Here is a 26,846-nt window from a genome sequence, read left to right as displayed (position 1 = left end):
GGGGGTCCATGCCTGACACGGCAAAGCCGGGTAACGATGGATGCCCGGAACAAGTCCGGGCATGACGGTTGGATTTACCGCCCCTGCGGATGCGGCAGGTCGAACAGCAGGATTTCGGCGCCGTTCTTGGTGGCGATATCCAGCGCATCGGTATGGAATACCGCCGCGCCATCGCGGGTTTTCAGCGCCTCGCCATTCACTGTGGCATCGCCATCGGCCAGCACCACATAGGCGATGCGGCCTTCCGGCAATTCATGCCGCACGCCATTGCCTGCCTTCAGCATGGCGCCATACAGCGTGGCATCCTGATGGATCAGCAAGGCTTCGGGATTGGCCGTGCGGATGGCTTCCTCGCCGCTGGCCAGGGGCAGCAGCTTGCCGGCGCGATCATCGCGCGGAAACTGCGCCTGCGCCCAACGCGGCTTCAGGTTGGCCTGGCGCGGCTCCACCCAGATCTGGAACAGATGGGTGGGTTCGTTCTCTTCATTCCATTCCGCATGCATGATGCCGGTGCCGGCAGACATCACCTGCACATCGCCGGCCGGCGTGCGACCGCGATTGCCGAGGTTGTCCTCGTGGGTGATGGCGCCGCGCCGCACATAGGTGATGATCTCCATGTCGCGGTGGCCATGCATCGGAAAACCGCTATGCGGCTTGATGGTGTCGTCGTTCCACACCCGCAGCGGGCCGAAGCTGAAACCCATCGGTGCCGCCACGCCCGAGAAATTGAAGTGGAAGCGGCTGTCGAGCCAGTCGGCGCCATAGCGGCCCAAACGGTCGAACGGAATCACATGGGTGGTCTTTTCAACTTTTGCAGTTGCTGCGGTCATGGCACATCTCCTTTGCGAACCGTCCGGGCCCGGTACGATACCGGCACCCGGACAGCGCTTGTCGTTACCTCTTCATCGGTTACTTGGCAGCCAGCTTGGCGGCGATGCCGGCCACATGCTTGCCCTGGAAGCGGGCCATGGCGAGTTCCTTCGCGCTGGCCGAACGCGACCCATCCGGGCCAGCCAGCATGCCGGCACCCAGCGGGCTGCCGCCGCGCGGTTCGGAAATATCCATCGTCTCCGGGATGCCGTAGGGCATGCCCACCACCACCATGCCATGATGGAACAAGGTGGTGTGGAAGCTGGACAGGGTGGTTTCGTTGCCGCCGCCGGTGCCGGTGGACACGAACACGCTGCCGACCTTGCCGGCCAGCGCGCCCTTCATCCACAAACCACCGGTCTGATCCAGGAAAGTCCGCATCTGGCCAGTCATGTTGCCGAAACGGGTGGGGGTGCCGAAGATGATGGCGTCGTAATTCGCCAGTTCGCTCGGATCGGCCACCGGAGCGGCCTGGTCCCACTTGCCGCCAGCCGCCTTGAAGGCCGCTTCGGGCATGGTCTCGGGCACGCGCTTCACCGTCACCTCGGCGCCGGCGCTCTTGGCGCCTTCCGCCACGGCCTGGGCGAAGGCTTCGATATGGCCATACATGGAATGATACAGAACCAGCACCTTGGTCATCGTCTTGGTCTCCTTGGATTGAACCTTGCGGTCCGGGATTGAGTTGTTCCGGGGGTGAAGGTAACCATCCTTGAAAAAGAAACAATATCGCATTAGGAATTACATTGTTTCCTATAGAGAACAATATCCATGGACCTTCTCAACGACCTGACGGTCTTCGCCCGGGTGGCGGAACAGGGCAGTTTCACCGCCGCCGCTGAAAGCCTGCGGCTGTCCAAATCCGCCGTTTCCAAGCAGGTGGCGCGGCTGGAGGCCCGGCTGGGCAGCCGGCTGCTGACCCGCACCACCCGGCGCCTGACCCTGACCGAGACCGGCCGGGTGGTGCTGGACCATGCCGAGCGCGCGCTGGCCGAGGCCCAGGCCGCCGAGGCTGCCGTGCAGAATCTGCAAACCGCGCCGCGCGGCCTGCTGCGGGTGAACATGCCGATGAGTTTCGGGCTGAGCCATGTGGCGCCGCTGCTGCCGGAATTCCTGGCCGCCTATCCCGAATTGCGCGTGGAGGTGAGCCTCAACGACCGCCGTGTGGACCTGCTGGAAGAGGATGTGGATGTGGCGATCCGTATCGGCGACCTGCGCGATTCCACCCTGGCGGCGCGGCGCCTGGCGCCGATCCGCGGCGTGGTCTGCGCCGCACCCAGCTATATCGAACGCTTCGGCGCCCCCAAAACGCCCGACGAGCTGAAATGGCATCATTGCCTGATCTACACATATCTGCCCGAGCCCGATATCTGGCGCTTCAGCGATGGCAGCGCGGTGCGGGTAAACGGCCCGATGCGCGCCAATAACGGCGACGTGCTGCTGCAAGCGGCGCGCGGCGGCCTTGGCATCGTGCGGTTGCCCAGCTTCCTGTGCGGCAACGATCTGGCCGATGGTGCCCTGGTGCCGCTGCTGGAGGAATACCGCCTGCCCGATAGCGGCGTGCATGCGGTCTACCCGGCCGGGCGGCATATGACGCCCAAGCTGCGCGCCTTCATCGATTTCCTGGCCACGCGGTTCAATGCCGGCGGGATCGACACGCCCTGGGATTGCCGCTGGATTCACCTGCGGCAGAAAGTCGCGGAAAGCGGTTTACCGGCTCCGGCGAACATGCTAAAGAAGCGCCGTTCGCAGAGGACCTAGACGACCATGACCTGCCTTTGGCAACACCGACGACCGTCCCGTGTTGCGCCGCAAGTACGAAAGCGGCGCACGGCGGTTCTTCGTGTGCGCTGAAGCCAGGCATCCTCGCCCCACCTCGCAAGCCAGCTTCCTTCGATGCACATGAGCAACCGACCGTCTGGACGGAAGGCGAAAGCCGCCCCGTCCTTGGTTTTGGTCTCCGATCTTGTGCCAGGAAGCAATCTCATGTTCCCCATTTCCAGCGAGCGGCCGCAGGACGCCGCCCAGCTCGAAACCCTTCTCGATCTGACCTTCGGTCCGGATCGCAGCGCCAAGACAGTGTATCGGCTGCGCGAGGGCGTGGCGCCGATCAAGGCGCTGAGCTTCGCCGTGCGCGACAGTGAAGCCAAGCTGCTCGGCTCGATCCGCTATTGGCCGATCAGCATCGGATCTGCTGCCGCGCCTGCGGTGTTGCTGGGCCCGGTGGCGGTGCATCCGGATTACCAGGGCCAGGGCATCGGCCGGGCGCTGATCCGCCACAGCCTCTATGCCGCCACGCGCCAGGGCCACAAGCTGTGCGTATTGGTGGGCGACAAGCCGTATTACGAACCCTTCGGCTTCGTGAATGCGCCGGCATATGGCCTGGAACTGCCCGGCTGGGTGGACCCCGAGCGTTTCCAGGTGATGGAGCTTGCCCCCGGCGCGCTGCAAGGCGTGAGCGGCATGATCGGCAAGCCGCCCGGCAGCCGCACGCGCCGCAAGGCAGCCTGATCCGCATGCGGCATCCCTCGCCGCAATCCGGCGTGGCGCTGATCGACAGCATCACCGAAATCCAGCCGCAGGATCGCGGCGGCGTGGTGGTGGCCGGCTCCCATGGCGGCGCTTCGGCCACGGCTTACGCGCTGGCGCATCCGCCGCTGGCCGCCTTCTTCAACGATGCCGGCGGCGGCAAGGATGATGCCGGCCTCTCGGGGCTGGAGCCATTGGCACAGGCCGGCATCGTCGCCATCGCCTATAGCCACCGCTCGGCCCGCATCGGCGAGGCGTTGGATGGTTGGCAGAATGGCATCGTCACCGCCTGCAACAGCCTGGGCGTTGCACAGGGCATCGGCGCAGGCATGAGCGTGCGCGATGCGGCGGCAAAGCTGCTCAGCGGCCGCCGCTGATATCCAGCATGGCGCCCACCACATAACTGGACGCATCGTCCAGCAGCCAGATGATGCCCTCGGCGATTTCCTCGGGCCGGCCTTCGCGGCCCAAAGGCACGGTCTTGCCCAGCCGCTGGGCGCGACCGGGCTGACCGCCGGAAGCATGGATCTCGGTATCGATCAAACCGGGCCGCAGCACATTCACCCGCACGCCCAGCGGCGCCAGTTCCTTGGCCAACCCAAGCCCCAGCGTATCCACGGCGGCCTTGGAGGCGGCGTAATCCACATATTCGCCGGGCGAGCCGAGACGCGCCGCAATCGAGGAAATCAATACGATGCCGGCGCCGGCCCTGCCGGGCAGCCGACGCGCCGCTTCGCGCGCACAGAGAAAAGCGCCGAGGATATTGGTGTCGAACACATGCTTCAGGCGCGCGGCATCCATTTCGGCCACGCTGGCTTTCGGCGCCACGATGCCGGCATTCACCACCACGCCATCGAGCGTGCCGGCGCCCATTTCCGCGAAAGCTGCCTCGGCGGCATCGAACATCGCCAGCACATCGGCTTCGTTCGCCACATCGCCCTGAATGGCTTTCGCCTTGCCGCCGGCCTGCTGCACAGCCGCAACCGTGGCGGCGGCCGCATTGGCATTCTCGCGGTAATTCACCGCCACCGACCAGCCGCGCCGACCCGCCAGGATGGCTGCCTGTGCGCCGATGCCGCGACCGGCGCCGGTGATGAGGATGCTGCGACTCACCAGGCCAGTTCCTCGCCGGTGTAATTGAAGAACTTGCCGGTATCGGCAAAGGTCAGCTTATCCGCCACCTGCTTGAGGCCGGCCACGCTTTCCTGCACCGAGATGTCGGCGCCGCTGCCGCCCATATCGGTGCGCACCCAGCCCGGATGCGCCACGGCGCAAGTGATGCCCAGCGGCTTGAGATCGATGGCCAGGGCATGCATGGCGGCATTCACCGCCGCCTTGGAGGCGCGATAGGCGTATTTGCCGCCATTGCTGAGGCCGATCGAGCCGAGCCGGCTGGAGATGGTGAATATCTTCGGATTGCTGGCCAGCTTCAGCGCCGGCAACAGAGCCAGGGTCACCTTCATCGGCGCCACCGCGTTGGTGGCCAGCACCCGGCGAAAGCTATTGAAATCGCCGATTGCGAGCGCCGGATCGTTGCCGCCGGAAATCCCGGCATTGTTGATCAGCAGATCGATGGCATGGCCGGCATGCTTGGCAGCCACGGCATCCACCGCCGCATCGTCGTTCACGTCCAGCCGCTCGATGGTGATGCGGCCCTGGTATTCAGCGGCCAGCGCGGTAAGCGCGGTGGCGGTTTCCGGTGCGCGCGCGGTGGCGATGATGGTCCAGCCATCGGCGGCATAAACCTTGGCGAGTTCGAGGCCGATGCCGCGATTGGCACCGGAAAGGAAAAGCGTGGGCATGGTCAAGGGATCTCCGAACGGGGCACTGGGGGAGCGGTCTGCGCCAAGCGTTTATACACCGGATAAAGCAATCCTGGCAGCATATACATCGGCAACTGGCCCATGGCGAAGAACACAACCATGTCGAATTCCGCCTTGTCGCCCAGCGCCACCATCACCAGGCCCATATTGCAATTGCCGGCCGCCAGGCCCAGCGTGGCAGCCGCCGGATTGCCAAGCCGCAGCACCAGCTTGCCGAAGCCGAAGCCCAGGGCCTGCAGCGCCAGGTTGGCGGCGAAGGCGCAGAAGGTGGTGAGCGCCACATAGCCCGGCGCGGTCATCATCTTGTCGGTAACGCCGGCCATGATGGCAATGGCGAACAGCACCAGATTGAACACCGCCAGGCCATCCATCATGCGCTTGTTGCGCGCGCGCCAGGCATCGCTGGTGATGGCCCGCAGCAGCAAGGCCGCCGCAAAGGCAATGCCCACCAGCAGCGCCAGCCGGCCCATGAATTCCACCAGCGACACATCCAGCTGCATATTCAGCAGCAGCAGCGCCAGCGGCGGCAGGGTGAGCGGCACCAGCGCGGTGCTCAGGATGATCACGATCACCGCCAGCGCCGCATCCAGCCCCAGGATCAGCGAGATCGCGGCGGCCGATATGATCGGCGGCGCGGCCGCCATCAGCACCATGGCGCTGACCAATGGCAACGGCAGGCCGAAAGGCTGCAACGCCCCCAGCAGCAGCACCGGACAGACCAGTTGCAGAAAGACCAGGATGGCCAGGATCAGAAACGGCCGCCGGGCATAGGCGCGAAAGGCCAGCCAGTCGATCCGCATCAACGCCAGGATCAACGGCACCAGCAGCAGCACCGTGAAGGCCGGCTTGAGCAGCTCGGCAAACCACGGCAAGGCCAGCCCGGCCAGCACGCCCACGAACATGAACCGAGTGGCATGCTTGCCGATGAAATCGAAAAACCAAACCACGGGACTCATGGCGTCAGCCCAGCCGGAGCAAAGGGTGTTTCACATGAAACACCGGACGAAAAGCAGGGTGTTTCACGTGAAACACCGGGCGAACAGTTACGTGTTTCACGTGAAACACTCCACGAACAACACCATGTCAGGGCGGCATTGGGGCCAAAAGCGACCGGATAAACAGCGGAACTCGTTGTTTTCATTGGCACACTAACGGTTTCCCGGTACCGCCGCCAGATTTTTAAGCAACCGGCTTGACTTAAACGTTTAAACAATTAAATGATGATTGAAATGATAACCATGGCCGATATAGCAAGGCGCGTGCAAGCCGCCAACCCCACACATAGCCCCACTTCCCAGGGCTCTATTTCCTCTTCCTCGGGCCCCACTCTGCCCAACCCCGCCAAACGGGAGCAACTGGCGGAGGTTTTCCGGCTGCTGGGCGATCCCTCGCGGCTATCGCTGCTGCTGGCCTGCCTGGATCAACCATGGGCGGCCAGCGAACTCGCCGCCTATTGCAACCAAAGCCCGCAAGCCGCCAGCCATCATCTGCGGCTGCTGAAGGCCGCGCGGCTGGTGAAGACCGAACGCCAGGGCAAGCGCGTACTGTATCAGGCCGCCGACGACCATGTGCGCCATATGCTGGCCGACATGATCGAACATCTGGATGAACCCCATTCGCACCAGGAGAGCCAATCATGAGCGCCACCTGCGGACATCATCACGGGCATGATCATGGGCATGGGGGCCATTCGCATCACCACGATGCCAGCCAACCCGGCGCGCGCAAGGCATTGTGGATCGCACTGGGCCTGAATGCCGCCATGTTCGCCATCGAGATCGGCGCCGGCCTGGCTGCCGGCTCGGCCTCGCTGCTGGCGGATTCCGCCGACTTTCTGGGCGATGCCGCCAATTACGGCCTCAGCCTGGCGGTGCTGAGCCTGTCGCTGGCCTGGCGCGCCCGCGCCGCCCTGGTGAAGGCGGCCAGCATGGGCCTGTTCGGCCTGGGCGTGCTGTTCATCGTGGGCCTGCATCTCTGGCGCGGCACCCTGCCCGAGCCGGCCACCATGGGCGCCATCGGCCTGCTGGCCCTGCTGGCCAATCTGGCTTCGGCACTGGTGCTGTATCGCTTCCGCACAGGCGACAGCAACATGCGCGCGGTCTGGCTCTGCACCCGCAACGATGCCATCGGCAATGTGCTGGTGATGGCAGCGGCCGGCGCGGTGTATCTGCTGGGCAATGGCTGGCCGGATCTGGCAGTGGCCAGCTTCATGGCCGTGCTGGCGATCTGGTCAGCGGCTCAGGTGACCCGGCAGGCCTGGGGGGAATTGCGGCAGGAAATGCAGCAGCCGTCACACCCAGGCCACACCAACCCTGTTGCCGGCATCGGCCATGGCGATTAGGCTGTTCGCACCAGATTGAAGGATCGCCCGCATGGGAAGCATCGGCTCTGCCACATCTTCTGCCCCCGCCTACTCATCCTCGAGCGGCCTGGGCAGTGTGAACACACCCTCCACCGCCCAAACCCAGGCGCTGGCCAACCTGCAGCAGATTTCGGCCGCAATGAGCCAGAGCCTCGGCGCCCTGGCCAGCGGTGTCGGCGGCAGCGTGGACGTGCTGGCCTGATCCGACACCCAACTGGAAACGGGATGGCAATAAAGCGCGGGCCTGTCTCGCGCTTTTTTCATGCGCCCGCGCTTACGTCATGCCCGGACGTGTTACGGGCATTCATCATCGGGTAGCCGTGCTGCTAAAGCATGCACCCTCGTAATAAATCCGAGGGTGATGGCATTTGGTGAGACTAGCGCGCCGGATTAGTAGGGGCCGGATTCACCGGCAATAACCTCTACCCCTGCGGCTTATAGCCGATAGCACCATCCAGATCGGCATCGGAAAAGTCGGCGCCGAATAATTCCGCTTCGGTAAGGTCGGCGCCGCGCAGGTTGGCGCGGTTGAACTTGGCGCCGCGCAGATCGGCGCGCCGCAGATTGGCGCCTTCCAGATTCACACCGAAGTAACGCTCCGGCCCCACCACCAGGGCGGCCAGATTGGCATCGCGCAGATCGGCATAGGCCAGCTTGGCGCCCTTGAGATTGCTGCCGCGCAGATCGGCATTCGAAAGCTTGGCCGAGCGCATGTCGGCCTCGGCGAGCTTGGCGCCCTGCATCAGCACGGCTTCCATGTTGAGGCCGAAGAACACCGCCTTGTTGGCCACCAGCCCGACCAGCAGGGCCTTGTAGAGATTGCCCAACTTGCGCAGGTCATAGCCGGAAAAATCCGTGAGTACGCCTTCCTTGCCGCCGCTGGTAACCCACAATGCATGCTGGCGCAGCGCCTCTTCCGGCGTCATGCCCAGATCCTCCAGCGGTTTGCCGGCCGGCTTGTCGCCCAGCATGCCTTCGGTTTTGGCGCCGCTCATATCGGCCATCTGCATCTTGGCGCCGGTGATCACCGCGTTGGTGAGCGAAGCACCCTTCAAGGACGCGCCCGAAAGATCGGCCCCCGAAAGATTGGCCCCGGTGAGATTGGCATTCGACAGATTGGCGCGCACCAGATTGGCGCCCACCATGATGGCATCGGTGAAATCGGTATGCGAGGCCACGGCGCCGGCCATCTTGGCATTGCTGAGATTGGCGCCGGCCATTTTGGCGCCGGGCATTTCGGCCGGGCCGACATCCATATGCTGCATGGCGTGGATGTTGCCGTGCTTGTCGCGCTCGGCGATCATGCCATCGCGCAGATCGGCATCGAACAGATTGGCCTTGGTGAGATTGGCGCCATGCAGGCTGGCGCCGCGCAGATCGGCGCGCACCAGGCTGGCCGCAGTGAGATCCGCCTCGCGCAGATCGGCGCCGAAAAACACCGCGCGATCGAAATTGCATTCCATCAGCTTGGCGCCATACAGCACCGCGCCGGTGAAATCGGCATCGGAAAGATTGGCGCCGGAAAAGATCAGGCCGGATAGATCGTGGAAGCCGAGCATGGCGCGCCGGCCACCCATCACGCCCTTGCGGTAATTCTCATGCGCCTTGATGACTTGCGCCATCTCGGCATGGCTCAGCTTCTTGCGGCTGCTGCCGATCCCGCCACTCATGGCTTATCCGCTCCCCGCCAGGCACCTGACGGCACCCGGCATCACGACATCCGCCGGCATCACCCGGCATGGTCATCCTGATTGGATGCTGTCAGCCGGGCATGCGTGCGATTGCCGCCAATCCGTCTTTCATCAGCTTGGTTGCGGCGTTGCTGCCGGCCACCAGCTCGAGCATGCGCAGCGCGGCAAACAGCTTGGTTTTCGCCGCATCCTTGCCCTCGGCATTCAGCTTGCCGCTTTTTATGTCGTTGATCAATGTGGCGCCGGTGCTTTCGATCTGCCCGGTCAGTTCCTTCAAGGCGCCGGCTATATCCTTCTCCGCGCCTATCTCGCCAGCAACCTTTGCCACACGTTGCAAGGCATAGACCCGGTTCTCGGCTTCCAGCTTGGCATCGAACACCGCCTGCTTGGCGGCTTCGGGATCGGCAGCCTCTTCCGCCGGCGGCGCGCTCAGCACGGCGCTGACGCCGCCCATCACCTTGCCATCGATACCGCCCAGCACATTCGACTTCACCATATGCTTGAGCTGCTGGGTGGCGGCCTGGATTTCCTTTTCCGCGCCCTCGGCCATGCCGTCATTCTTCAGGCGGCTCAGCAGATTGGCGAAATCGCCCACCATGTCCGCCACGCCGGCATCGGACACCTTTTCCGGGTCGGCCTTGCTGACATTGCTGAGGAAGCGCTTGCAATCGCCCGACAGCATGGCGCGGGCGAATTTGCCGGGCGACATGCCTTCGATGCCGGTGGCCACTTCGCCCATCCCATCGAAAATCGGCAGCGCCTGAAAACCATCGGACAGGCGGGCGATCACCACGGCGATAAGATGGCCCGGATTGGCCGTGCCGGCCTCGAGCAGACCGGTATAGGCCAGCTTGATCGCCTCGACCTGGGTTTCGAGCAGGCGCCCCACCGGCTTGGGCGACAATTCCTCGCGCAATTCCTGCAGCGGCAACGCCAGTTCCAGCACCGCCACGATATCCACCAGATCGGCCAGCACCGCTTCGCCGCCCAGTTCATGGATGATTTCATCGCGCTGTGCGGCATCGGCTTCGGCCTTGGCCAGTTCGGCGCGCAGCAGCTTGGCGCTGATCTCCCAGAATTTCGGGCCCAGGCGCGGAATGCGCGGATCGGCATGCAGGCCCATCTCGGGCGACGGCGCCGCGCGCAGAGCGGCTTCGAGTTCCTTCACGGCGGCCTGATCGAGGCGCGCGATGAGGAAATCCCAGACCGGCGTCAGCGAACGGCGGGCGATGCGGGCGAATTGCTTATCGGTTTCGGACGGGACCAGCAGGTCTTCGAAAGGATGGCAGAATACCCGCTGCAGGGTGAGATAGCGCGGCGGGCGCGTCTTGGTAAGGCGCGGGCGCAGCGTGCCGAGCGCGGCATTGGCCATGGCAGCCGACATCACCACCGCGCGCGAGCGCTCGATCAGCATGGTGAGCTGCGCCACCTTTTCGTCGGGGATTTCGAACAGCTTGCGTTCGATATCGCGCAGTTCGGAGGCCAGATCGGTCATATCCGCCTCTTCTTGGTGGTCTCCACCCGCCGCATCATCTCGATATCGAGCATACCGCTGTTCCAACCTTCGAGCGCGCGTACCTGCAGGCGCGAATTCTCCTGCATGGCCTTGGCTTTGGGGCGATTCGCCACCTCTTTCTCGGGAATAATGGGCAGAACTCGATAAATTTCCGTTACCGCGGCGCGTTGGCTGTCACGATCGCGCTCCTGGGCATCGGCCCACAACAGCAGCACGAATTCCCAACCATCGACGGTCCACCACAACCTCTCGAGATCCACCTGGATCAGCGCGCTGGCCTTCTCCCAGTTGAATAGCACCTTCTCCGGCACCTCCACCGGACGCAGCGCCGAGGCCATGATCTCCTTGGCGTAATCGGCGGTATAGCCGGCCATGCGGGCAATCGGCACCGCCAGTTCGGATGCCTCGGACTTATCCTCGGCGCTCCAGCTGGTCATGGTGTTTTCCAGCATCGCAATCTGATTGATGATGCGGCGCAGGCGGCATTCCTTCGACATGCCGTTGAGGCCCAGCGGCGCGATCAGCGAGCCCCATTGCTCCAGCCGGTCATACAGAACCTGGGTTTGCACATGCATGCGATGGGCAACATCGGTCATCGCCGCCTTCACCCGCTCGCGGCCGCTGGGGGCCACGAAATCCGCCACCTTCAGATTCACCTGGCCGCCGGTCATGCGCTCCAGCGAGCCCTTGAACAGGAAAAACCGGGTGAGCAGGGCTTCGTTTTCTTCCTCGGCCAGCGCTTCCTCGGCGGATTTTTGCGCTTCCGGCCCGGCCAGGCCGCCCTTGGCCACTTCCAGAATGGCATGCCGCACCTGCGGCGGCAGGCAGGAATTGGCCTTCAGGATGACCTCATGCAACTCCCGGTCATGCATCGAGAGGGAGAAGATTTCCGCCACGTCCTTCCAGCGGATGACATAATTGCCTTTCACGCCCGAGAATGACGAAACCGTGAGTTCGAGCTGGTCGCGGCTATCCTTGCGGACACGCGCCTGGCTCAGCGCGGGCGTGGTGAAAGCCACCGCCGTACCGCGTTCCTCGAATTTCGTCGGCTGAAACTGCGAGCCGGCACCTTTGGGAAAATTCATTCCTTCCCCTGAGGGTAGAATTGACCGTATCCTGAGCGCTACTAAATCATATTCGCAGTGCGAAAGAAAAGCCCGGGAGGGGTCTCAGACCGCGAAAAAACGCCGAGATTCTTCGATTACCCGTATCGTCTCGGCCCAAAGCTCCATTCCATGCAGCGCGTCTGGCGCGAACCAGGCGGCATCGGCGGCATCGTCGCCCGCCTGAACCTCGCCCCCGATCCAACGGGCGGCATAGTCGATGATCGTGTAGTGGTAGAGCACCCTGCCCTCGGGATCGCGCTGTACGGAATTGATCACCTCCAACAGCCCCAGCAATTCGATCTCGATGCCGGTTTCCTCGCGGATTTCGCGACGGATTCCCTCTTCCACCGTTTCACCCAGAAGTTGCGCGCCACCGGGCAAACTCCAGATTCCGGCCCGGGGCGGCCTACCGCGCTGCACCATCAGCACCTTGCCCTGGTGCCAGACCACGGCGCCGAGTCCCACGATGGGCGCCGCCGGATATTCGCGCGACATGCCGGTGGCTATTCCGCCGCCAGCGCGGGCTGGGTGGCCTGCAGAATGCCCCAAAGCTTCTCGGGCGTGGCCGGCATGTCCACATGGCGCACCGCCAGGGCATCGGCCAGCGCATTCATCACCGCCGGCGCGGCCCCCACCGTGCCCGCCTCGCCAGCACCCTTCACGCCCAGCGGATTGGTCTTGCAGGGCACTTCGCAGAGAATAACCTTGATCGGCGGGATATCGTCGGCACGCGGCATGCAGTAATCGGTGAAGCTGCCGGTGAGCAACTGGCCATCGGCATCGAACACCACGCGCTCGTACAGCGCCTGGCCGATGCCCTGCACCACACCGCCCTGGATCTGGCCTTCCACGATCATCGGGTTGATCACCTTGCCCATGTCGTCGGCCACCACATAGCGGGTGACCCGGGCGGTGCCGGTGGCGTCATCCACCTCGATTTCGGCCACATGGCAGCCATTGGGGAAGGTGATTGCCTGGATGTTGAAATCCATCGCGGTATCCAGCCCGGCCGGCTGATCGGCGGCCACGCCCGAACGCAACCGCGCCTCGGCGGCCACGGCGAGGATATCCTTGAAGCGGTCGGTACCGGCCACGCGGAATTCGCCGTTGCTGAATTCGATATCGCCGGCGGCGGCTTCCAGCAGGTCGGCAGCCACCTCCTTGCCCTTCTCGATCACCTTGTCGGAGGCCGAAAGGATGGCGCCGCCCTCGGAATACAGCGAGCGGGCGCCGCCGGTGCCGCCGCCAGTGGGGATGCGGTCGGAATCGCCCTGGATGATGCGGATATTCTCGAACGGTACGCCCAGTTTGTCGGCCACCACCTGCATATAGGCGGTTTCATGGCCCTGGCCGGTGGATTGCGTGCCGACATAAACCTCCACCGCGCCGTTATCGACAAAGCGGATTTCCGCGCGTTCGGTGGGCGCGCCGCCGGTGGCTTCGAGATAATAAGCCATGCCCACGCCCAGCCGCTTGCCGCGCTTGGCGGCCTCGGCCTTGCGGGCGGCGGCGCCGGCCCAATCGAAGGCATCCAGCGCGGCCTGGGCGGTGTTGGCGAAATCGCCGGAATCGTAGGTCAGCTTCATCGCGCTGGTCCACGGGAAGGCATCCGGCGGAATGTAGTTCTTGCGGCGCAATTCGCTGCGCTCGACGCCGAGATCATGGGCCGCGGCATCGATCAGCCGCTCCATGATGTAATTCGATTCCGGACGGCCAGCGCCGCGATAGGCATCCACCGGCACGGTGTTGGTGAACACGCCTTCCACATGGGCATGCACGGCCTGGAAGCGATAGACCGAAGACAGCACCTTGGTGCCGGCCATGGTGGGGATCATCGGCGCATAGGTGGAAAGGTAGGCGCCCATATCGGCCAGGTTATGCACCCGCAGCGCCAGGAAATTGTGATCCTTGTCCAGCGCCAGCTCGGCATCGGTGATATTGGCGCGGCCCTGGGTGTCGGTGAGGAAGGCTTCCGAACGGTCGGAGGTCCACTTCACCGGGCGGCCCAACTGGCGCGCGGCGAACAGCGTCATCACCTGTTCGGGATAGATGAAGATCTTCATGCCGAAACCGCCGCCGACATCGGTGGTGAACACCGACACATCGGATTCCTGCACACCGAAGGTGGCCGCCAGCATGCGCTTGGGCAGCCACACGCCCTGGGTGGGGGTGTAGAGCGTGAAATGATTGCGGCCGGCATCGTAGGCGGCCAGCGCGGCGCGCGCTTCCATCGACGCCACCACCACGCGGTTATTGGTAAGCCGCAGCTTGGCCACATGGGCGGCCTGGGCGAACAGCTCGTCGGTCTTGGCCTTGTTGCCGGTTTCCCAGTCGAACACCCGGTTATTGGGCGCATCGGGCCAAATCTGCGGCTGGCCCGGCTGCATGGCGGTGGCCATGTCGGCCGCCGCCGGCAGTGCCTCGTATTCCACGCCGATCAGTTCGGCGGCATCGCGGGCCTGGGCGGCGGTCGCGGCCACCACGAAAGCCACCGGGTCGCCGACATGGCGCACGATGCCATCGGCCAGCGCGGGCCGACGGGTATCGGCGCGCGGCGTGCCGTCGCGGTTCTTCAGCGGGATCGAGCAGATCAGGTTGCCGATCTTCGCCTCGGCGAGATCGGCATAGGTGTAAACCGCCAGCACGCCCGGCGCCTGGCGCGCCTCGGTGGTGTCGATGCCCAGCACCCGGGCATGGGCATGGGGCGAGCGCAGCATCACGCCATAGGCCTGGCCGGGCAGGTTGATATCGTCGGTATAGCGCCCCGTGCCGGTGATGAAACGCTTGTCTTCCACCCGGCGCACCGGCTGGCTGAGACCGAATTTGCTCATGTGATTTTCCTTCGGGGGGCCACGTAGTTGCAGGAATGATAGGGATTCCACGCCCGGTTTCAAGCCGCCCTCGCGGCTATCTGCCGGGCCAAGGCGCTCAGATCGCCCCGCGCAAGGCGCGGACCGTCAGAAAGGGCAGCACGCCGATCAGCAATGAAATAGCCGAATAGCAGAAAACCGCCACATAGCCGCCAGTGACATCGTGCAGGAAAGCGCCCATCAGCGATCCCGCGAACATGCCCGAACCGGCCCCGAGCGTGACGCAGCCGAGAATCACCCCAAGGTGGCGGCCCTGAAAGATGCGCGCCGTTGTGCTGGCGATCAGCGGCGCGCGGGCACCGAAGCTGAAACCCACGCAGAGCACGAAGGCCCAAAGCAGCGGAATGCTGGGCCACCATTGCAGCAGGAACAACGCGATCAGCCCGGACAGGCTGAGCAGATAGGATAACAGCACCGAGGCCTGACGCCCGATCCGCCCATCCAACCAGGAAAAGCCGATCATGCCCACCGGCGTGAGCAAGCCGATCAGACCATAGATCGAAGCGGCCTGCAGCGGCGCGAAGCCGTTTTCCACCAGATAGGCCACTGCCTGCACCATCACCGAATACATCCCGGTGCTGGTGAAGAAATACACCGAGGCCAGGCCCCAGAAGGCCGGCACGCGCAACGCCTGCACCAGGCTGGGGCCTTCCTGGCTGCGAAGCGCGTCATCGTTGAGGGTTGCTGTATCCAATTCCTGCGCAGGTATCTGAACCGGCACAGCCTGGCGCCTGGCCTGCCATTGCGGCGAACCGGCCTGGGCACGGCGCCAGTTGATCAATTGCAGGCTGAGCAACAGCACGATCAGCAGCAGGCCGGCCAGGATCAGATAGGCATGGCGCCAGCCATAATGCCCGATCAGCCATTGCGATAGCGGCACCAGCACCAGGCTGCCAAGGCCGGTGCCGGCAAACACCAGGCTCATGTTGCGGGTATAGGCGCGGCCATCGAACCAGCGCGCCAGCAACGCACCATGCGGCACGGAACCCAAAGCCGCCGAAGCCGTGCCGGTGCACAGCCCGATGCCGAGAAACACCAGCCACAGGCTATCGGAAAATGCCGCCAGCACCAGCCCGCTCATCTGCAGCAGCGCACCGCCCAGATAAAGCCGCAACACGCCGAAGCGATCGAACAGATGCCCTACCAGCGGCCCGGCCAGCGCGCTGCACAATACCTGCACGGAATACACCGCCATCACGCTGGTGCGGCTGGTGTTGAATTCCTCGACCAGCGGCAGCAGGAATACCGTGAAGGTTTCAGCGAGGCCACGCGCCGCCATGCTGAACAGCACGCAGACGGCCACCATCAGGCCGAGGCGCCGCATCAGCGTGGCGGTAGAATCGTCATCCTCCGGCGGATGCGCCTTTTCCTCATCCGGCATCGGCTAAGCGCCCGCCTGCCGCAGCATGTTGCGCGCGATCACCAATTGCTGGATCTGGCTGGTGCCTTCATAGAGCCGGAACAGCCGCACATCACGATAGAAACGCTCCACAGCATAATCCTGGATATAACCGCTGCCGCCATGGATCTGCACCGCGCGATCAGCCACGCGCCCCACCATTTCGGATGCATAAAGCTTGCAGCAGGAGGCTTCCATGGAAACATTTTCGCCGGCCGCATAGCGCCTGGCGGCATCCTGCACCATGCAGCGCGCGGCATAGCTTTCCGCCTTGCTGTCGGCCAGCATGGCCTGGATCAATTGGAATTCGGCAATCGGCTGGCCGAATTGCTTGCGCTGCACGGCGAATGCAAGCGCCTCGTGGATCAACCGTTCGGCCGCCCCCACGCACATGGCCGAGATATGCAGCCGGCCGCGATCCAGCACCTTCATGGCGGTTTTGAAACCCTGCCCGGGCTTCAACCCGATCACATTGGCCGCCGGCACTTCCACATCCTCGAAGATCACATCGGCGGTATGGCTGCCGCGCTGGCCCATCTTCCTATCGGGTTTACCGATCTTGATGCCGGGCGATTTGGCATCGACGATGAAGGCGGTGATGCCGCCAGCGCCCTTGATGCTTGGATCGGTGCGCGCCATCAGGGTGAAGATCGAGGCATGCGGCGCATTGGTGATGAACCGCTTGGCGCCGTTGACCACATACACATCGCCGCGCAACTCGGCGCGCGTGCGCAAACTGGCGGCATCCGAGCCGGCATCGGGTTCGGTGAGCGCGAAACTGGCGATCATGTCTCCCGCCGCCAGTTTGGGCAGATAGGTCTGCTTCTGCGCTTCGGTGCCATCGATCAGGATGCCCTGGCTGCCGATGCCCACATTGGTGCCGAACTGGCTGCGGAAGGCCGGCGAGGTCCAGCCCAGTTCGAAAACCAGCTCCACCTCTTCGGCCATGTTCAGGCCCAGGCCGCCATATTCCTCGGGGATCGAAAGACCGTACAATCCCATCTCGGCGAAAGCGGCGCGAATCTCATCGGGGATATGATCGGTTTCGGCCACCTCGGCTTCGAGCGGCACGAGCTTTTCCCGCACGAAACGGCGCAGCGTGTCGCGGAACTGGGCGAGCGTATCGGCATCCATGGAAACGAAACTCCGTTGTCTTTCTATACGCGGGCCTATCGCCGGAACAGCAAGGCCGCAAGCCAGCCGGCAGAGACCGCCAGCAGCACGGCAATGAAGCCGTAGATGGCGGGTTCGCGGCGGGAATAATCGAAAATCTCCTGCTCCAAGCCCTGCTTGTCCACGAAAAGCGGCGTGGATTGCGCGGCGATCACCCTATCATCGCGGATCAGATATACCTCTGCGCGGTAGGTGCCAACGGCCACGGTGGAGGGAAAACTGATTTCGGCACGAAACAGCTTGGAGCCCAGGAAAACCACGCCCAGCTCTTCGCGGTAAAGCCCGGCCTGTTCCTTCAGGCGCAACACGGCGGCGCGGTATTGCTGCGGATCTTCGCGGTCGCTGGCGGGGCGGAAGCGCAGGCTTTCGGCGCCGATCTGCAGGCGGTTGAGCAAGGTGGGGCTGGCGATCTCGTCCAGCGGGCGGGTGGACGACACAGCATAATAGGCCGGCACGCCATCGAAGCGCAGCGAGCGGCGGTTGAGCCAGATACCGGCCACCTCATCCTTGCGCCGCACCACCGTGGAACCCGGCGGCCCGCGCACCACCACCACGATTTCGCCGGGTTCGTCGATGGAACCGAACAAAAGCAATTCGGTGCCGGTAAAGCTGGAGGTGATGGCGATCAGATGCGCCGACAGATCGGTGACCAGCGGCGCATCGGCGGGCGCCAGCGCGGCCATTGGTGCACGGGTCTGCGCCAAAGCCGCCCCCCCCATCAGCAGCAAAGGCAGCAACAGCAGAATGCGCATGAATACCGGGCGCGCCATCATCGCACACCCCCGGTTACCGCGGGTTCGAAGGAGAATTGCTCGGCCGGCGGCAGCACCATTTCCACCACCAACGCCACCGCCACACCCAGCACCAGCAGGGCCAGCAGGCCGCGCATCTGCTCGCCGCGCAGCTTGGTACCATGGCGGGCGCCGTATTGCGCGCCCACCACAGAGCCGACCAGCAAGAGCAAGGCCAGCATCACATCCACGGTTTGCGTGGCGATGGCATGAAACATGGTGACATTGGCGGTGACGAAAATGATCTGGAACAACGATGTGCCCACCACCACCGCGGCCGGCATGCCCAGCAGGTAGATCATCGCCGGCACCAGCAGGAAGCCGGCGCCCACCCCCATGATGGCGGCCATCACGCCCACCACGGTGCCCAGCACCAGCGGCAGCAAGGCGCTGATATAAAGCTGCGACTTGCGGAACCGCATCTTGAAGGGCAGCGCGCGCAGCAGCGGATGATCATGAAACCGCCGGATACGGCGCGGCGGCACCCCCGGCTGCGGTTTGCGCAACAGGCTGCGCAGGCTTTCCTGCGCCATCAGAAAACCCACGCCACCCAGAATCAGCACATAGGACAAGCTGATCACCAGATCGATCTGGCCGCGCTGCTTGAGATAGGAAAACAGCAGGCCGCCCAGCGCCGAGCCGACCAGGCCGCCCACCAGCAGCACGCCGCCCATGCGAAAATCCACATTGGCGCGGCGCCAATGGGCATAGACGCCGGATACGCTGGCCGCCACCACCTGATTGGCCGAAGTGGCCACCGCCACCGCCGGCGGCACGCCGATGAAAATCAGCAAGGGAGTGAGCAGGAAGCCGCCGCCGACGCCGAACAGGCCCGACAGATAGCCCACCACTCCGCCCAGGCCCAGGATCAACCAGATGTTGACCGAAAGCTCGGCGATGGGCAGGTAAATCTGCATGACTGGGGGCTGGCTCCGAAATCCGTAATGCGATGCTGTCAGTCGATGATGGCGCCCCGGCTGGCTTTCTGCAATTCCCGCCCGATACTGCCGGTGAGGAAGCAGCCATACATGCGGAAATCGGAAAACAGCGACCAGAACGGATATTTGAAGGTGGCCGGGCGGTTCTTCTCCACGAAGAAATGCGCAATCCAGGCCGGGCCATAGCCGCAGACCAGACCGGCCAGCAGAAAGCGCCAATCGCCGGTGATGATCAGACCGAGCAGGCAGCCGATGGCCAGGGTGGTGCCCAGATAATGCCAGGCACGGGTAAGCGGCTTGCCATGCTCGCGCAGGTAATAGGGCCAGAAGGCGGCATAACTGGTGATGCGTTCACCGGTATCCGATGGCAGGGGATCGGATGGCAGGGGATCGGGTGACATGGCCGGATTCGTGTCGTGATTCGACATGGAGCGTCCTCCGCAGAGGCCGGGCAGCATAGACCCGTAAACCTTGGATTGCCATGCCACATTGCCATGAGGCGGTGATTTCTTACCGACACTCCCCTGCCTGGTCGGGCTTCCCTGGTTCGCCTGCGCTGCCGCCAGCCGTTGACCATACGGCATGACGCGAGGGCAAGATTTCAGTTGACGTTTACGTAAACGTAAACTAAGAGTCGGGCAAATCCTGCGCCGCCCGCCTTACCGTCGGCAAGCAGCGGGACCGCAGAGAGGCTTTCCGGGAGGGTCTTGCGTGTCTGAACAGCAATCCAATTCGGATCAGACTTTCTCGATCACCGAATTGTCCCACGAATTCAAGGTAACCGCCCGCGCCATCCGGTTTTATGAGGATAAGGGGCTGTTGCAGCCCTCGCGCCAAGGCATGAACCGCATCTACAGCCGGCGCGACCGCGCCCGTCTGATCCTGATCCTGCGCGGCAAGCGCTTGGGATTCAGCCTGGCGGAAATCCGCGAAATGCTGAATCTCTACGATCTTGGCGATGGCCAGACCGAACAATTGCGCGTTACGCTCAAGCGGTCGCAGGACAGGCTGCGTGCCCTGGAAACCCAGCGCCGCGATGTGGAAGCCGCCATAGACGAGCTGCATCGCAGCGTGCGCATCCTGGAGGAATATCTCGGCCTCAAGGAACGCGGCGCCAAAGTGCCCGATATCGACGATTTCGTGAAAGGCCGCAGCGACGCCCTGCTCAGCGTGGCCGAATAGCAATCCTGCCGTCACACACCATATTCACCGTATTCACTGCCGAAACAAACCGTCTCGCCCGTATCGCTTCAGCCCATACCGCTTCAGCCGTACCGCTTCAGGAGGAAACCAATGCGCAACGTCGTCATCGCCGGCTATGCCCGCTCGCCCTTCACCCTGGCCCGCAAGGGTGCGCTCACCAAGGTGCGGCCCGATGACATGGCGGCGCAGGTGATCAAAGGCCTGCTGGAGCGCACCGGCGTGGACGGCAAGGCGATCGAAGACGTGATCGTGGGTTGCGCCTTCCCCGAAGGCGAGCAGGGCCTGAACGTGGCGCGCCTGATCAGCTTCCTGGCCGGCCTGCCGCTGGAAGCCGCCGCCACCACGGTGAACCGTTTCTGCGGCTCGTCCATGCAAGCGATCCATCAGGCTGCCGGTGCGATCCAGATGAATGCCGGCGAGGCTTTCATCTGCGCCGGCATCGAAAGCATGACCCGCGTGCCGATGGGCGGCTTCAACACCCTGCCCAACCCGAAGCTGCTGCAGGATTATCCGCAGGCCTATGTGTCGATGGGCATCACCGCCGAGAATCTGGCGAAGAAATACGGCATCGACCGCGCCACCCAGGAAAAGATGGCCGTCGAAAGCCATGCCAAGGCCTTCGCCGCCCAACAGGCCGGCAAGCTGAAGGACGAAATCGTCGCCATCACCGATGGCAACAACCGCGTGGAACTGGATGGCTGCATCCGCTCGGATACCTCCGCCGAGGGCCTGGCCGGCCTGAAGCCGGCCTTCGACGAGGCCGGCACCGTTACCGCCGGCACCTCTTCGCCGCTCACCGATGGCGCTTCGGCCACGCTGGTCTGCTCGGAAGATTTCGCCAAGGCCCATGGCCTGAAGCCGCTGGCCCGCATCAAATCCATCGCCGTGGCCGGTTGCGCGCCGGAGCTGATGGGCATCGGCCCGGTGCCCGCCACCGACAAGGCGCTGAAGCGCGCCGGCCTGAGCCTGAAGGATATCGACATCGTTGAACTGAACGAGGCTTTCGCCGCCCAGGCGCTGGCTTGCGTGAAGCAGTCGGATTTCGACATGAGCAAGGTCAATCTCGATGGCGGCGCGATTGCGCTGGGCCATCCGATGGGCGCCACCGGCGCGCGCATCACCGGCAAGGCGGCATCGCTGCTGAAGCGCGAAGGCAAGCAATTCGCGCTGGCCACGCAATGCATCGGCGGCGGCCAGGGTATCGCCACCGTGCTGGAAGCCGTGTGAGCCACGGGAGCCAGATCATGAGCGAGATCAAAAAAGTAGCCGTTATCGGCTCGGGCGTGATGGGCAGCGGCATTGCCGCCCATGTGGCCAATGCCGGCATTCCCGTGCTGTTGCTGGACATCGTGCCAAATGGCGCGAATGATCGCAGCATGCTGGCCAAGGGCGCCATCGAGAAGATGCTGAAGACCAAGCCCGCGCCCTTCATGCATGCGCGTGTCGCCAAGCTGGTTACGCCCGGCAATATCGAGGACGATCTGGCCAAGCTGGCCGACGTGGACTGGATTTGCGAGGCCATCATCGAGAATGTGGACCTCAAGCGCGACCTCTATGCCAAGCTGGAAGCCAACCGCAAGAAGGGCTCCATCGTCACTTCCAACACCTCGACGATCCCGCTCGACCTGCTGACCCAGGGCCTGCCGGAAAGCTTCGCCGCCGATTTCGCCGTCACGCATTTCTTCAATCCGCCGCGCTACATGCGGCTGTTCGAATTGGTGAAAGGCCCCAAGACCCGCACGGATGCCATCGAAGCGCTGCGCCGCTTCGGCGATGTGAAGCTGGGCAAGGAAGTGGTGGATTGCAAAGACCGCCCGGGCTTCATCGCCAACCGCATCGGCATCTACTGGTCTACGGTGGCCACCGCTTTGGCCTATGATCTCGGCCTCACCGTGGAAGAGGCCGATAGCGTGGTGGGCCGCCCGATGGGCGTGCCCAAGACCGGCATTTTCGGCCTGGCCGATCTCACCGGCATCGATCTCGGCCCCTATGTGGTGGGCTCGATGCTGAAGACCCTGCCCAAGACCGACGCATTGCATCAATTCTACAAGGCGGAGCATCCGCTGAATGCGCTGATGCAGAAGCTGATCAAGGATGGCTATACCGGCCGCAAGGGCAAGGGCGGTTTCTACCGCGCCCGCGGCAAGGAAGCGCTGGATCTGCAAAGCGGCGAATTCCGCCCCAAGCAGAAGCCGAACCTCGCCTCCGTGAAGGCGGCGCGCAAGGGCCTGCGCGCGCTGGTGGAGTATGACGACAAGGGCGGCCACTATGCCTGGGGCGTGCTGAGCCGCGTGCTCGGCTATGCCGCCGACCTGGTGCCGGAAATCGCCGACGATATCCTGGCCGTCGATACCGCGATGAAGACCGGCTATGCCTGGAAGCATGGCCCCTTCGAGCAGATCGACCAGCTCGGCACGCAATGGTTTGCCGATAAGCTGAAAGCCAGCGGCTTGCCGGTGCCCAAGATGGTGGCGGTGGCCAATGGCCGGCCGTTCTACAAGGAAGACGGCGACAAGGCCTATCGCCTGATGCCGAATGGCGAATATGCCGAGATCGTTGTGCAGGCCGATGCCTGGACCCTGGCCGATAAGAAGCGCGGCAAGCAGCCCATCGCATCCAACAAGGGCGCCAGCCTGTGGGATCTGGGCGATGGCGTGGCCGGCCTGGAATTCCACACCAAGATGAATGCGGTGGATGCCGATATCATCACCATGGTGAAGGAAGCCGCCAAGATCGACAAGAAAGGCTTCAAGGCGCTGGTCATCGGCGGCGATTACGACAATTTCTCCGTCGGCGCCAATGTGGGCATCGCACTGTTCCAGGCCAATATCGCCATGTGGCCGGCCATCGAACAGGGCATCTCGGAAGGCCAGGATGCCTATATGAAGCTGAAATACGCGCCCTTCCCCGTTGTGTCGGCGGTGGCCGGCATGGCTTTGGGCGGCGGCTGCGAAATCACGTTGCATTCCGATGCCATCCAGGCCCATGCCGAAAGCTATATGGGACTTGTCGAAGTGGGCGTGGGCGTGATCCCGGGCTGGGGCGGCTGCAAGGAATTGGTGACCCGCGCGATCACCAACAAGAAGCGCCCCGGCGGCCCGATGCCGGCTTTGGCGCAGGTTTTCGAGGCGATCTCTACGGCCAAGGTTTCCACCTCGGCGATGGAAGCCCGCGACATGCTGATCCTGCGCGAAAGCGACGGCATCACCATGAACCGCCGCCGCCTGCTGGCCGATGCCAAGGCCAAGGCGCTGAAGCTGGCGGAAAACTACACGCCGCCCAAGCCGGTGGAGATCAACCTGCCCGGCGCCACCGCGCGCGCCGCCATGCAGCTTGCCGTGGAAGGCTTCGCCCAGCAGGGCAAGGCCACCAAGCATGACGTGGTGGTATCCGCCGCCTTGGCCAACGTCGTGTCCGGCGGCAATACCGACATCACCGAAGTGGTGACGGAAAAGAAGCTGCTGGAGCTGGAGCGCGAAAATTTCATGGCGCTGATCAAGACCAATGCCACGCTGGACCGGATCGAGCATATGCTCACCACCGGCAAGCCCCTGCGTAATTGATTAAGACGGGAGAGACAGGCCATGCCGACCTATACCGCCCCGGTGAAGGATTACCAGTTCATCCTGCACGACATGCTGAAGCTGGACAGCCATCTGGCGATCCCCGGCTTCGAGGATGCCAGCCGCGACACCATCGATGCCATCCTCGAAGAGGGCGGCAAGTTCATGAGCGAGGTGTTGCAGCCGCTGAACCAGGTGGGCGACCGCGAGGGCTGCCGGCTGGAGAATGGCGTGGTGTATACGCCCACCGGCTTCAAGGAAGCCTATGAGCAATATTGCGAAGCCGGCTGGGGCGCACTGACCGGCGACCCGGAATATGGCGGCCAGGGCCTGCCGCATGTGGTGGGCTTCGCCATGGCCGAGATGCAATCGGCCGCCAACATGGCGTTTGCCATGTATCCCGGCCTGACGCATGGCGCCTATGAGGCGCTGCATCGCCATGGCAACGACGAACAGAAGCGCACCTATCTGCCCAAGATGCTGACCGGCGAATGGACCGGCACCATGAACCTGACCGAGCCGCATTGCGGCACCGATCTGGGCCTGATGCGCACCAAGGCCGAACCGCAGGCAGACGGCAGCTATCTGATCTCCGGCACCAAGATTTTCATCTCGGCCGGCGAACACGACATGTCGAAGAACATCATCCATCTGGTGCTGGCCAAGATTCCCGGCGGCCCCGAAGGCATCAAGGGCGTCAGCCTGTTCGTGGTGCCGAAATTCCTGGTCAACGCCGATGGCTCGCTGGGCGAGCGCAACGGCGTGAGCGTGGGCTCGATCGAACACAAGATGGGCATTCACGGCAATTCCACCTGCGTGCTGAATTACGACAATGCCAAGGGCTGGCTGGTGGGCCAGATGCACAAGGGCATGCAGGCGATGTTCGTGATGATGAATGCCGCGCGCCTGGGCGTGGGCATCCAGGGCCTGGCACAAGCCGAAGTGGCCTATCAGAATGCCGTGACCTATGCCAACGACCGCCTGCAGGGCCGCTCGATCACCGGCACCAAGGCACCGGAAAAGCCGGCCGACCCGATCATCGTGCATCCCGATATCCGGCGCATGCTGATGAGCATCAAGGCCTTCACCGAAGGCGCCCGCGCGCTTGCCCTGTGGACCGGCCTGGAAATCGATTTCGCCACCAAGCATCCCGACGAGGAGCAGCGCAAGCAATCCGACGATCTGGTGGCCTTCCTCACACCGATGGTGAAAGCCTATCTCACCGAATACGGCTATCAGTCGGCCACCATGGCGCAGCAGGTTTATGGCGGCCATGGCTATATCGAGGAATGGGGCATGGAGCAGTTCGTGCGCGATGCCCGCATCGCCATGATCTATGAAGGCGCCAACGGCATCCAGGCGTTGGACCTCGTCGGCCGCAAGCTGCCCACCGGTATCGGCCGCCTGGCGCGGCGCTTCTTCCATCAGGTGGATGGCTTCATCCAGGCCAACATGGCCGACCCCAAGATCGGCAAGGATTTCGTGATGCCGCTGGCGAAAAGCTTCGCCCGGCTGCAGACCGCCACCGGCTATATCAGCGAAAAGGGCCTGAAAAATCCCGATGAAGCGGGTGCCGCATCCTGGGATTACCTGTGCATGTTCGGCCTGGTTTCCATCGGCTTCATGTGGGCCCGCATGGCCCAGGTGGCCAATGAGAAGCTGGCGGCCGGCAGCAGCGATGAGGCTTTCTTCCAGAACAAGCTGCTGACGGGCAAATTCTTCATGGACCGCATGCTGCCCGATACGGCGGCGCAACTGGCCAAGATCCAGGCCGGTGCGGCATCCACCATGGCATTGGAGGCCGCCGCCTTCTAAGCTTTCGTTGCAGTCTAGGGAGAAAACACCACAATGATCGAATTGGCGATACCGCGCACGATTTTCGACGACGAGCATAATCAGTTCCGCGAATCCGTGCGGCGTTTCTACGAGCGCGAAGTGGCGCCCCATCATGCCAAGTGGGAAGAAGACGGCATCGTGCCGCGCGCGTTGTGGAAAAAGGCCGGCGAAGCCGGCTTCCTCTGCGCCACCATGCCGGAAGAATACGGTGGCGTGGGCGCCGACCGCATGTACTCCACCATCCTGATGGAAGAGCAATCCTATGCCGGCTTCACCGGCCCGGGCTTTTCGCTGCATTCCGATATCGTGGCGCCCTATATCCTGAATTACGGCACCGAAGAGCAGAAGAAGAAATGGCTGCCCAAGATGGCCAGCGGCGATGTGATCGGCGCGATTGCCATGACCGAGCCGGGCGCCGGCTCGGATTTGCAGGGCGTGAAAACCACCGCCATCCGCGATGGCGACGATTTCATCATCAACGGCCAGAAGACCTTCATCACCAACGGCCAGAATGCCGATCTGGTGATCGTGGTGGCCAAGACCGATCCGGCCCAGGGCGCCAAGGGGATTTCGCTGTTTCTGGTGGAAGCCGGCCTGCCGGGCTTCACCAAGGGCCGCAATCTCGACAAGCTGGGCATGCGGGCGCAGGACACATCCGAATTGTTCTTCGCCGATGTGCGGGTGCCGGCCGATGCCATGCTGGGCGGCCAGGGCCAGGGCTTTTACATGCTGATGCAGGAACTGGCCTGGGAGCGCATGCAGATCGCCATCATGGCGGTGGCAGCCTGCGAGGCCATGCTGAAATGGACCGTGGATTACACCCGCGAACGCAAGGCTTTCGGCAAGTCGATCCTGGATTTCCAGAATACCCGGTTTGAGCTGGCCGAGATCAAGACCGAAACCCAGATCGCCCGCGTCTTTCTGGATAAATGCGTGGAACTGGTGGCGCAGAACAAACTGGATGTCGCCACCGCCGCGATGGCCAAATACTGGTGCTCGGATTTGCAGAACAAGGTGGCCGACCGCTGCCTGCAATTGCATGGCGGCTACGGCTTCATGTGGGAATACCCGATTTCCCGCGCCTATGCCGATGCCCGCGTGCAGCGCATCTATGGCGGCACCAACGAGATCATGAAGGAGTTGATCGGGCGCACGCTCTGAACCAATTGAGCATAACCG

General features: G+C 63.5%; 26 protein-coding genes. 11 read left to right on the top strand and 15 right to left on the bottom strand.

Translation table 11 applies throughout. The annotated features are described in order from the left end of the window. Positions 1 to 74 precede the first annotated feature (74 nt). Positions 75 to 830: a pirin family protein gene (locus KF827_RS01425; protein ID WP_290998734.1), complete on the bottom strand. Its 756-nt coding sequence runs from the start codon at positions 828 to 830 to the stop codon at positions 75 to 77. 79 nt (positions 831 to 909) lie between these two features. Continuing rightward, positions 910 to 1,509, bottom strand: a complete 600-nt coding sequence (wrbA, locus tag KF827_RS01420) for an NAD(P)H:quinone oxidoreductase (protein ID WP_290998731.1) — start codon at positions 1,507 to 1,509, stop codon at positions 910 to 912. A 129-nt stretch (positions 1,510 to 1,638) separates the two neighbouring features. On the opposite strand from wrbA, the gene KF827_RS01415 reads away from it, so the two are divergent. The 3 genes from KF827_RS01415 (at position 1,639) to KF827_RS01405 (ending at position 3,773) form a co-directional block, all read left to right on the top strand. Next, entirely contained in the window at positions 1,639 to 2,628 is a 990-nt protein-coding gene (locus tag KF827_RS01415; protein WP_290998725.1) for a LysR family transcriptional regulator, read from the top strand. A gap of 225 nt (positions 2,629 to 2,853) precedes the next feature. Continuing rightward, positions 2,854 to 3,378 carry an N-acetyltransferase gene (locus tag KF827_RS01410; protein WP_290998722.1) on the top strand — a complete coding sequence of 175 codons (525 nt, stop codon included), beginning with the start codon at positions 2,854 to 2,856 and terminating at the stop codon, positions 3,376 to 3,378. Positions 3,379 to 3,383: 5 nt separating this feature from the next. Beyond that, positions 3,384 to 3,773 (top strand): hypothetical protein, encoded by a 390-nt coding sequence (locus tag KF827_RS01405; RefSeq protein ID WP_290998719.1) that lies wholly within the window; start codon positions 3,384 to 3,386, stop codon positions 3,771 to 3,773. On the opposite strand, the gene KF827_RS01400 is transcribed toward KF827_RS01405, so the two are convergent. Genes KF827_RS01400 through KF827_RS01390 form a run of 3 tightly spaced genes read right to left on the bottom strand, consistent with a single transcriptional unit; the run spans position 3,757 to position 6,175 of the window. Then, entirely contained in the window at positions 3,757 to 4,509 is a 753-nt protein-coding gene (locus tag KF827_RS01400; RefSeq protein WP_290998716.1) for an SDR family oxidoreductase, read from the bottom strand. The genes KF827_RS01405 and KF827_RS01400 overlap by 17 nt on opposite strands. Then, positions 4,506 to 5,198, bottom strand: a complete 693-nt coding sequence (locus KF827_RS01395) for an SDR family oxidoreductase (RefSeq protein WP_290998713.1) — start codon at positions 5,196 to 5,198, stop codon at positions 4,506 to 4,508. Before KF827_RS01395 ends, KF827_RS01400 begins: the two co-directional genes overlap by 4 nt. Positions 5,199 to 5,200: 2 nt before the next feature. Next, complete coding sequence (locus KF827_RS01390) at positions 5,201 to 6,175, bottom strand: hypothetical protein (RefSeq protein WP_290998707.1); 975 nt, start codon at positions 6,173 to 6,175, stop codon at positions 5,201 to 5,203. Positions 6,176 to 6,457: 282 nt separating this feature from the next. Between KF827_RS01390 and KF827_RS01385 the strand changes: the two genes are divergently transcribed. The 3 genes from KF827_RS01385 to KF827_RS01375 are packed head-to-tail and all read left to right on the top strand — an operon-like array spanning position 6,458 to position 7,783. Further along, positions 6,458 to 6,859 (top strand): metalloregulator ArsR/SmtB family transcription factor, encoded by a 402-nt coding sequence (locus tag KF827_RS01385; protein ID WP_290998703.1) that lies wholly within the window; start codon positions 6,458 to 6,460, stop codon positions 6,857 to 6,859. Beyond that, positions 6,856 to 7,560, top strand: coding sequence for a cation transporter (locus KF827_RS01380; protein WP_290998700.1), 705 nt, complete (start codon positions 6,856 to 6,858; stop codon positions 7,558 to 7,560). The genes KF827_RS01385 and KF827_RS01380 overlap by 4 nt, the downstream gene beginning before the upstream one ends. Before the next feature lie 31 nt (positions 7,561 to 7,591). Beyond that, on the top strand, positions 7,592 to 7,783 hold the full coding sequence (locus KF827_RS01375; RefSeq protein WP_290998691.1) for a hypothetical protein: 192 nt from the start codon (positions 7,592 to 7,594) through the stop codon (positions 7,781 to 7,783). Positions 7,784 to 8,003: 220 nt separating this feature from the next. Here the strand turns inward: KF827_RS01375 and KF827_RS01370 are convergent, their stop codons facing one another. From KF827_RS01370 to KF827_RS01325, 10 genes are all read right to left on the bottom strand, one after another. Beyond that, positions 8,004 to 9,251 (bottom strand): pentapeptide repeat-containing protein, encoded by a 1,248-nt coding sequence (locus tag KF827_RS01370; protein ID WP_290998688.1) that lies wholly within the window; start codon positions 9,249 to 9,251, stop codon positions 8,004 to 8,006. A gap of 91 nt (positions 9,252 to 9,342) precedes the next feature. Continuing rightward, positions 9,343 to 10,767 carry a hypothetical protein gene (locus KF827_RS01365; protein ID WP_290998683.1) on the bottom strand — a complete coding sequence of 475 codons (1,425 nt, stop codon included), beginning with the start codon at positions 10,765 to 10,767 and terminating at the stop codon, positions 9,343 to 9,345. Then, positions 10,764 to 11,873, bottom strand: coding sequence for a hypothetical protein (locus KF827_RS01360; protein WP_290998680.1), 1,110 nt, complete (start codon positions 11,871 to 11,873; stop codon positions 10,764 to 10,766). The genes KF827_RS01365 and KF827_RS01360 overlap by 4 nt, the downstream gene beginning before the upstream one ends. Positions 11,874 to 11,957: 84 nt before the next feature. Beyond that, positions 11,958 to 12,389 (bottom strand): NUDIX hydrolase, encoded by a 432-nt coding sequence (locus tag KF827_RS01355; protein ID WP_290998677.1) that lies wholly within the window; start codon positions 12,387 to 12,389, stop codon positions 11,958 to 11,960. Between the two features lie 8 nt (positions 12,390 to 12,397). Further along, positions 12,398 to 14,725, bottom strand: coding sequence for a xanthine dehydrogenase family protein molybdopterin-binding subunit (locus KF827_RS01350; protein ID WP_290998674.1), 2,328 nt, complete (start codon positions 14,723 to 14,725; stop codon positions 12,398 to 12,400). Positions 14,726 to 14,822: 97 nt separating this feature from the next. Beyond that, the gene (locus tag KF827_RS01345) at positions 14,823 to 16,145 is read right to left on the bottom strand and encodes an MFS transporter (RefSeq protein WP_290998671.1); all 1,323 of its coding nucleotides are present in this window, start codon (positions 16,143 to 16,145) and stop codon (positions 14,823 to 14,825) included. A 3-nt stretch (positions 16,146 to 16,148) separates the two neighbouring features. After that, a complete protein-coding gene (locus KF827_RS01340; protein WP_290998667.1) occupies positions 16,149 to 17,297 on the bottom strand; it encodes an acyl-CoA dehydrogenase family protein in 1,149 nt (382 codons plus the stop codon). A 35-nt stretch (positions 17,298 to 17,332) separates the two neighbouring features. Then, complete coding sequence (locus KF827_RS01335) at positions 17,333 to 18,109, bottom strand: TIGR02186 family protein (protein ID WP_290998664.1); 777 nt, start codon at positions 18,107 to 18,109, stop codon at positions 17,333 to 17,335. Then, the gene (locus KF827_RS01330; protein WP_290998661.1) at positions 18,106 to 19,044 is read right to left on the bottom strand and encodes a sulfite exporter TauE/SafE family protein; all 939 of its coding nucleotides are present in this window, start codon (positions 19,042 to 19,044) and stop codon (positions 18,106 to 18,108) included. The genes KF827_RS01335 and KF827_RS01330 overlap by 4 nt, the downstream gene beginning before the upstream one ends. Positions 19,045 to 19,082: 38 nt before the next feature. Further along, positions 19,083 to 19,466, bottom strand: coding sequence for a DUF962 domain-containing protein (locus tag KF827_RS01325; protein ID WP_290998656.1), 384 nt, complete (start codon positions 19,464 to 19,466; stop codon positions 19,083 to 19,085). Positions 19,467 to 19,776: 310 nt separating this feature from the next. Between KF827_RS01325 and KF827_RS01320 the strand changes: the two genes are divergently transcribed. The 5 genes from KF827_RS01320 (at position 19,777) to KF827_RS01300 (ending at position 26,828) form a co-directional block, all read left to right on the top strand. Then, entirely contained in the window at positions 19,777 to 20,247 is a 471-nt protein-coding gene (locus KF827_RS01320; RefSeq protein ID WP_290998653.1) for a MerR family DNA-binding transcriptional regulator, read from the top strand. Between the two features lie 111 nt (positions 20,248 to 20,358). After that, positions 20,359 to 21,495, top strand: a complete 1,137-nt coding sequence (locus KF827_RS01315; protein ID WP_290998650.1) for a thiolase family protein — start codon at positions 20,359 to 20,361, stop codon at positions 21,493 to 21,495. 17 nt (positions 21,496 to 21,512) lie between these two features. Then, positions 21,513 to 23,831 (top strand): 3-hydroxyacyl-CoA dehydrogenase/enoyl-CoA hydratase family protein, encoded by a 2,319-nt coding sequence (locus tag KF827_RS01310; protein WP_290998645.1) that lies wholly within the window; start codon positions 21,513 to 21,515, stop codon positions 23,829 to 23,831. A 21-nt stretch (positions 23,832 to 23,852) separates the two neighbouring features. After that, on the top strand, positions 23,853 to 25,646 hold the full coding sequence (locus KF827_RS01305; RefSeq protein WP_290998642.1) for an acyl-CoA dehydrogenase C-terminal domain-containing protein: 1,794 nt from the start codon (positions 23,853 to 23,855) through the stop codon (positions 25,644 to 25,646). Positions 25,647 to 25,679: 33 nt separating this feature from the next. Continuing rightward, positions 25,680 to 26,828 (top strand): acyl-CoA dehydrogenase family protein, encoded by a 1,149-nt coding sequence (locus KF827_RS01300; protein WP_290998637.1) that lies wholly within the window; start codon positions 25,680 to 25,682, stop codon positions 26,826 to 26,828. Positions 26,829 to 26,846 lie beyond the last annotated feature (18 nt).

It is taken from the genome of Ferrovibrio sp. (assembly GCF_019636075.1).
Classification (GTDB): Bacteria; Pseudomonadota; Alphaproteobacteria; order Ferrovibrionales; family Ferrovibrionaceae; genus Ferrovibrio.
The sequence above is the reverse complement of the archived record's forward strand: the minus strand, read 5'-3'. Positions and strand labels throughout refer to the sequence as shown.

Bases quoted from the DNA above. Each gene is read 5' to 3' on its own strand.
- KF827_RS01425 (WP_290998734.1), bottom strand. From the start codon at position 830: ATGACCGCAGCAACTGCAAAAGTTGAAAAGACCACCCATGTGATTCCG.
- wrbA (WP_290998731.1), bottom strand. From the start codon at position 1,509: ATGACCAAGGTGCTGGTTCTGTATCATTCCATGTATGGCCATATCGAA.
- KF827_RS01415 (WP_290998725.1), top strand. From the start codon at position 1,639: ATGGACCTTCTCAACGACCTGACGGTCTTCGCCCGGGTGGCGGAACAG.
- KF827_RS01410 (WP_290998722.1), top strand. From the start codon at position 2,854: ATGTTCCCCATTTCCAGCGAGCGGCCGCAGGACGCCGCCCAGCTCGAA.
- KF827_RS01405 (WP_290998719.1), top strand. From the start codon at position 3,384: ATGCGGCATCCCTCGCCGCAATCCGGCGTGGCGCTGATCGACAGCATC.
- KF827_RS01395 (WP_290998713.1), bottom strand. From the start codon at position 5,198: ATGCCCACGCTTTTCCTTTCCGGTGCCAATCGCGGCATCGGCCTCGAA.
- KF827_RS01390 (WP_290998707.1), bottom strand. From the start codon at position 6,175: ATGAGTCCCGTGGTTTGGTTTTTCGATTTCATCGGCAAGCATGCCACT.
- KF827_RS01385 (WP_290998703.1), top strand. From the start codon at position 6,458: ATGGCCGATATAGCAAGGCGCGTGCAAGCCGCCAACCCCACACATAGC.
- KF827_RS01380 (WP_290998700.1), top strand. From the start codon at position 6,856: ATGAGCGCCACCTGCGGACATCATCACGGGCATGATCATGGGCATGGG.
- KF827_RS01375 (WP_290998691.1), top strand. From the start codon at position 7,592: ATGGGAAGCATCGGCTCTGCCACATCTTCTGCCCCCGCCTACTCATCC.
- KF827_RS01370 (WP_290998688.1), bottom strand. From the start codon at position 9,251: ATGAGTGGCGGGATCGGCAGCAGCCGCAAGAAGCTGAGCCATGCCGAG.
- KF827_RS01365 (WP_290998683.1), bottom strand. From the start codon at position 10,767: ATGACCGATCTGGCCTCCGAACTGCGCGATATCGAACGCAAGCTGTTC.
- KF827_RS01360 (WP_290998680.1), bottom strand. From the start codon at position 11,873: ATGAATTTTCCCAAAGGTGCCGGCTCGCAGTTTCAGCCGACGAAATTC.
- KF827_RS01355 (WP_290998677.1), bottom strand. From the start codon at position 12,389: ATGTCGCGCGAATATCCGGCGGCGCCCATCGTGGGACTCGGCGCCGTG.
- KF827_RS01350 (WP_290998674.1), bottom strand. From the start codon at position 14,725: ATGAGCAAATTCGGTCTCAGCCAGCCGGTGCGCCGGGTGGAAGACAAG.
- KF827_RS01345 (WP_290998671.1), bottom strand. From the start codon at position 16,145: ATGCCGGATGAGGAAAAGGCGCATCCGCCGGAGGATGACGATTCTACC.
- KF827_RS01340 (WP_290998667.1), bottom strand. From the start codon at position 17,297: ATGGATGCCGATACGCTCGCCCAGTTCCGCGACACGCTGCGCCGTTTC.
- KF827_RS01335 (WP_290998664.1), bottom strand. From the start codon at position 18,109: ATGATGGCGCGCCCGGTATTCATGCGCATTCTGCTGTTGCTGCCTTTG.
- KF827_RS01330 (WP_290998661.1), bottom strand. From the start codon at position 19,044: ATGCAGATTTACCTGCCCATCGCCGAGCTTTCGGTCAACATCTGGTTG.
- KF827_RS01325 (WP_290998656.1), bottom strand. From the start codon at position 19,466: ATGTCACCCGATCCCCTGCCATCCGATCCCCTGCCATCGGATACCGGT.
- KF827_RS01315 (WP_290998650.1), top strand. From the start codon at position 20,359: ATGCGCAACGTCGTCATCGCCGGCTATGCCCGCTCGCCCTTCACCCTG.
- KF827_RS01310 (WP_290998645.1), top strand. From the start codon at position 21,513: ATGAGCGAGATCAAAAAAGTAGCCGTTATCGGCTCGGGCGTGATGGGC.
- KF827_RS01305 (WP_290998642.1), top strand. From the start codon at position 23,853: ATGCCGACCTATACCGCCCCGGTGAAGGATTACCAGTTCATCCTGCAC.
- KF827_RS01300 (WP_290998637.1), top strand. From the start codon at position 25,680: ATGATCGAATTGGCGATACCGCGCACGATTTTCGACGACGAGCATAAT.